The organism is Ruegeria sp. YKSF070, from assembly GCF_059612725.1.
The window spans coordinates 1-4,460 of sequence record NZ_JBXWRD010000097.1 but is presented as its reverse complement, the minus strand read 5'-3'; the positions used below and the strand labels follow the sequence as shown (position 1 = coordinate 4,460).

Below are 4,460 nucleotides of genomic sequence, written 5' to 3'. Positions count from 1 at the left end.
TTCCACGCCACCCTGCGCCCTAGGCTCCACCCGGAACAAAGCAAGGAAAGCCGTATGACCCTGAACGTCTATCTGTCGGGAGAGATCCACACCGATTGGCGCGAGCAGATCGTTGCCAGTTCAAAGGAGCTTGACGTGCGCTTCTCAGGCCCGGTCACCGACCATGCCGCCAGCGACGATTGTGGTGTGGCGATCCTGGGCGCCGAGTCGGACAAGTATTGGCACGACCACAAGGGCGCCATGGTAAACGCAATCCGCACCCGCAAGGGCATATCCGATGCGGATGTTGTCGTGGTCCGCTTTGGCGACAAGTACAAGCAGTGGAATGCCGCCTTCGACGCGGGCTATGCCGCCGCACTGGGCAAGTCGATCATCGTGCTCAGCCCACCCGAACACCAACATGCCCTGAAAGAGGTACACGCCGCCGCCCTTGCGGTTGCCGAAACACCCGCGCAGGTGGTCGCCGTCCTGCGCTATGTGCTGACTGGGGCCTTGCCCGGCTGACCGGTACGCGATTTGCGTTGACGGACAACGGATTATACTGATGCTGGTCGCATTTGCTGTCGGAGGGGGAACGATGGCGTTGCACTGGCGTATTCTTGTCCTGCTGTTTCTGGTGCGCTGCACCATGGCCTTTCAGTTCGCGACCATCGGCGGCATCGGTCCGGTGCTGTCTGATACCTATACCTTGGATATCGCCGGGCTCGGCTGGATCGTGGGGCTCTATTTCCTGCCGGGGGTGGTGGTCGCCCTGCCGGGCGGCGGCATCGCCCGCCGGTTCGGTGATGAAAGGGTGATCCTCTTCGGGCTGGCGCTGATGACGGCGGGGTCGTTGATCATGGCGCTGCAACCGCCGTTGAGCGTGTTCAGCGCCGCCCGGTTGATGGCCGGTATCGGCGGCATCCTGATGAACGTCCTGATGAGCAAGCTGGTGCTCGACTGGTTTGCCAATCGTCAGATCGCAACCGCCATGGTGATCTTCATCAACTCCTGGCCTGCCGGTATCGGCCTGTCGCTTGTGGTACAGCCGTGGCTGGCGGCCCAGGGTGGCGTCGCCCTGCCGTTCGCGGTCGAAACCGGCCTGATCGCGACGGCCCTGGTGGCCTTTTTCCTGTTCTATCGCCGCCCCGAAACAGCACCCGTCACCACGGGTACGCCTGCCCGGGCCGTGCCGCAGGGTGCTATTCTTGGCGCGGTGCTTGTTGCCGGGTTCTCGTGGGGCGCGTTCAACGCCAGCCTCGCCGCCTTGCTGTCCTTTGGTCCCACATCGCTTGTCGACCGGGGGATGCCACTGGAGCTGGCGGGCCTGTCGATCAGCATCGTGTCCTGGACCGTCGTCGCTACCGGCACATTTGGCGGCTGGCTGACGGATCGCACCGGACGGCCCGCGACGGTGCTGTTGACCGGCCTTGGTCTCTTTGGCCTCGCCCTGTTCCTGTTTCCCCGCGTCCCGCCGATGCTGATCACCATGGCCTTGATCGGTCTCTTGTCGGGCGTCCCGGTTGCGGGATTAATCAGCTTGCCCGCCCGCGTTCTGAAACCCGAGCAACGGGCCATCGGCATGGGCCTGTTCTACACTGTCTATTACGCCTGTTTCGCGATCCTGCCCGGTCTGGGCGGTAAATGGGCCGAAAGCGCCGGAACAGTGTCCGCCGCTTTCGAATTTGCCGCCTTTGTCATCGTGCTAACGATGCTGGGCGTATTTGTCTTTCTACCCCTGTCGCGCCGGGTCTGAGGGGGATCATCCCTCGCGCGCCGGGATCGTCAGCCCGCGCTGCACCGCAGGCCGGGCCAGGAACCGGTCAAGATAGGCGACAACATTGGGGAACCCGTCCCAGCCCAGAACCTCGCGCGCGCCGTAATAATCGAGCCCACGCAGCCATGGGGCGATAGCGATATCCGCGATCGAGTAGTCGCCCGCGATCCAGTCCCGCGTCGCCAGCTGCCCGTCCAGCACCGCCAGAATCCGCCGCGCCTCGGCAATATAGCGATCACGCGGGCGCGGATCCTCGATCTCGGCTCCGGCAAACTTGTAAAAGAACCCGAGCTGGCCGAACATCGGCCCGACCCCACCCATCTGGAACATCAGCCATTGCACGACGCGTGCCTTGTCAGCGGCGGTCTCACCGATGAAACGCCCGGACTTCTCCGCCAGATACAGCAGGATCGCCCCGCTTTCGAACAGCGTCAGCGGCTGACCGTCCGGCCCGTCCGGGTCGATGATCGCGGGGATCTTGTTGTTGGGGTTCAAAGACAGGAATTCGGGGCTTTTTACATCCGCGTCCGACAGCGTGACGGTATGTGCCTCATAGGGCAGGCCCAGCTCCTCCAGCAGGATCGAAACCTTGACCCCGTTTGGCGTGGGAAAGGAATAGAGTTGCAGGATATCGGGGTTTGCAGCGGGCCAGCGGCGGCTGATAGGGAATTCTGCAAGATCAAACATGGCGTGTCTCCAGTTTTGGTTTCGAACACGACCTATGCTGCCTGCCGGGCGAAAGAAGAGGTCGCATTGTGCGCCCCTGACCAACTGGCTGTGTAGAAGCGAACAGGCCTTGACCGACGTCTGTATGCCGGGTCAAGCCGAGACAGCTGCAAAAACGCGTATTTCCGCGTTATTTTTCCCCGTGCGGATACCCTGCACCCTGCTATTTCTGACCCTATGCCGGACCGGCCACAAAGTCTGGGAAGACAACAACGGTTCAAATTCAGACACGGAACTGACCATGCTAAAAGAGTTCAAGGCCTTCGTCGCCAAGGGAAATGTCATGGACATGGCGGTCGGGATCATCATCGGCGCAGCCTTTACCGCGATCGTGAAATCGCTGGTCGACGACCTGATCAATCCCATTGTCGGGCTGTTTACCGGTGGCGTCGACTTTACCAACAATTTCGTCGTCCTTGGTGGCGATGGCACTACATTTGACACGCTGTCTGCCGCCCGCGAGGCCGGAGCCTCGGTCTTTGCCTATGGAGCCTTCATCATGGCGGTGTTCAACTTCCTGATCATCGCCTGGGTGGTGTTCATGCTGGTAAAGGCGGTTAATCGCGCCAAGGAGTCCGCCGCCAGGGACGAGGCCGCCGCCGAGCTAGCCGCGCCCGCAGGCCCGTCGGAACTTGACGTGTTGCTGGAAATCCGCGACTCGCTGCAACGCTGAGCAGCACGCTTGTCGTTTCGACCGCTCCGGAACCCCAGGTGCGGTTCATTCATTCAAGGCAACCCGCATCAACAGGAGCAAACAAGACCATGCAGGACTATCTGAACCAGGCCGATGTCATCTGGCCGCTCATCGTAAGCGCGGGCAAAGCGCTGGTTGTGCTGATCCTGGGTTGGACCGTTGCCGGTATGATCGCCGGCCTGGTCCGCCGGCGCATCAACGCGACCCCGCAAATCGACCCGACACTCGGCAACTTCACTGCCAGCCTCGTGAGATGGGCGATCCTCGCCATGGTCCTGGTCGCCGTTCTGGGCATCTTCGGGATCGAGGCAACCAGTATCGTCGCCGTATTGGGCGCCGCCTCGCTGGCCATCGGCCTCGCATTGCAGGGGACGCTCAGCGACCTGGCAGCGGGGGTAATGCTGGTGGTGTTCCGGCCCTACAAGCTCGGTCAATTCGTCGATATCGGCGGAACCTCGGGAACCGTGCGTGATCTCAACCTCTTCACCACCGAGTTGGTGACACCGGACAATGTCCAGATAATTATCCCCAACGGCCAGGCCTGGGGTGCGATCATCACCAACTACTCGGCGCATGACACCCGCCGCGTCGACCTGACATTCGGCATCGACTATGGCGACGATGCGGGAAAAGCGATGGAGATTGTCGAAAGAACCGCCCGGGCAGACAACCGTGTTCTGGCCGATCCCGCCCCCTGGGTCCGGGTCACCAATCTGGGCGACAGCTCGGTCGATCTGACCGCACGCCTGTGGTGCAAGGCCGAGGACTATTGGGAGCTGAAGTTCGCGCTGACCCGCGAGGTCAAGGAAGCCTTCGATGCCGGAGGTATCTCGATCCCCTATCCGCACAGTGTCGAGATTCAAAAGAGCGCATGAACCGCTCTTCATTTCGCCAGAAATACTCCGGGGGAGTCGCCGCTTGCGGCGACGGGGGCAGAGCCCCCTCCCCCTTTTCTGCCAAAGAAAAAATTGGCACCAAAGGTCTGGATTCCGTTTGACACCGTCGCAGGGCTTAGGTAGTCACCGCGCGTGGTTGCGGCGTGATAGCTCAGTTGGTTAGAGCACAGCACTCATAATGCTGGGGTCGGCGGTTCAAGTCCGCCTCACGCTACCACTCTTCCACTGAGTTTTCCCACATATGAAGCAGACCGCCGGTCGACCGCAGCCCTGATCGGTGGCGGGCTGCGAGATTATTCGTCGAATAATCTCGGGTGTCGGATCGTTTGTGGACATGAAAAAGGCCGCTCCGGGGGAGCGGCCTTTTCTGTTTGTCACCCTTGTGCGC

Annotated in this window: 5 protein-coding genes and 1 tRNA gene; 5 read left to right on the top strand and 1 reads right to left on the bottom strand. The window is 61.4% G+C overall.

The features are described from left to right. Positions 1-54 precede the first annotated feature (54 nt). Positions 55-504 (top strand): YtoQ family protein, encoded by a 450-nt coding sequence (locus AC2FL1_RS23255; protein ID WP_496878501.1) that lies wholly within the window; start codon positions 55-57, stop codon positions 502-504. Between the two features lie 73 nt (positions 505-577). Beyond that, complete coding sequence (locus AC2FL1_RS23250; protein ID WP_496826761.1) at positions 578-1,735, top strand: MFS transporter; 1,158 nt, start codon at positions 578-580, stop codon at positions 1,733-1,735. Positions 1,736-1,741: 6 nt separating this feature from the next. On the opposite strand, the gene AC2FL1_RS23245 is transcribed toward AC2FL1_RS23250, so the two are convergent. Further along, positions 1,742-2,443: a glutathione S-transferase family protein gene (locus tag AC2FL1_RS23245; RefSeq protein ID WP_496878500.1), complete on the bottom strand. Its 702-nt coding sequence runs from the start codon at positions 2,441-2,443 to the stop codon at positions 1,742-1,744. A gap of 280 nt (positions 2,444-2,723) precedes the next feature. Here AC2FL1_RS23245 and mscL point away from each other — a divergent pair, with 280 nt between their 5' ends. The 3 genes from mscL to AC2FL1_RS23230 all read left to right on the top strand — a co-directional run bounded on the left by mscL (position 2,724) and on the right by AC2FL1_RS23230 (position 4,289). Then, positions 2,724-3,155, top strand: coding sequence for a large conductance mechanosensitive channel protein MscL (gene mscL / locus AC2FL1_RS23240; RefSeq protein ID WP_496878499.1), 432 nt, complete (start codon positions 2,724-2,726; stop codon positions 3,153-3,155). A gap of 89 nt (positions 3,156-3,244) precedes the next feature. Then, entirely contained in the window at positions 3,245-4,051 is an 807-nt protein-coding gene (locus AC2FL1_RS23235) for a mechanosensitive ion channel family protein (RefSeq protein WP_496826766.1), read from the top strand. Positions 4,052-4,212: 161 nt separating this feature from the next. Then, a tRNA-Met gene (locus AC2FL1_RS23230) sits at positions 4,213-4,289 on the top strand. Positions 4,290-4,460 lie beyond the last annotated feature (171 nt).

Excerpts from the sequence above, each read along its gene's own strand:
- AC2FL1_RS23250 (WP_496826761.1), top strand. The coding sequence starts at position 578 with ATGGCGTTGCACTGGCGTATTCTTGTCCTGCTGTTTCTGGTGCGCTGC.
- mscL (WP_496878499.1), top strand. The coding sequence starts at position 2,724 with ATGCTAAAAGAGTTCAAGGCCTTCGTCGCCAAGGGAAATGTCATGGAC.
- AC2FL1_RS23255 (WP_496878501.1), top strand. The coding sequence starts at position 55 with ATGACCCTGAACGTCTATCTGTCGGGAGAGATCCACACCGATTGGCGC.
- AC2FL1_RS23235 (WP_496826766.1), top strand. The coding sequence starts at position 3,245 with ATGCAGGACTATCTGAACCAGGCCGATGTCATCTGGCCGCTCATCGTA.
- AC2FL1_RS23245 (WP_496878500.1), bottom strand. The coding sequence starts at position 2,443 with ATGTTTGATCTTGCAGAATTCCCTATCAGCCGCCGCTGGCCCGCTGCA.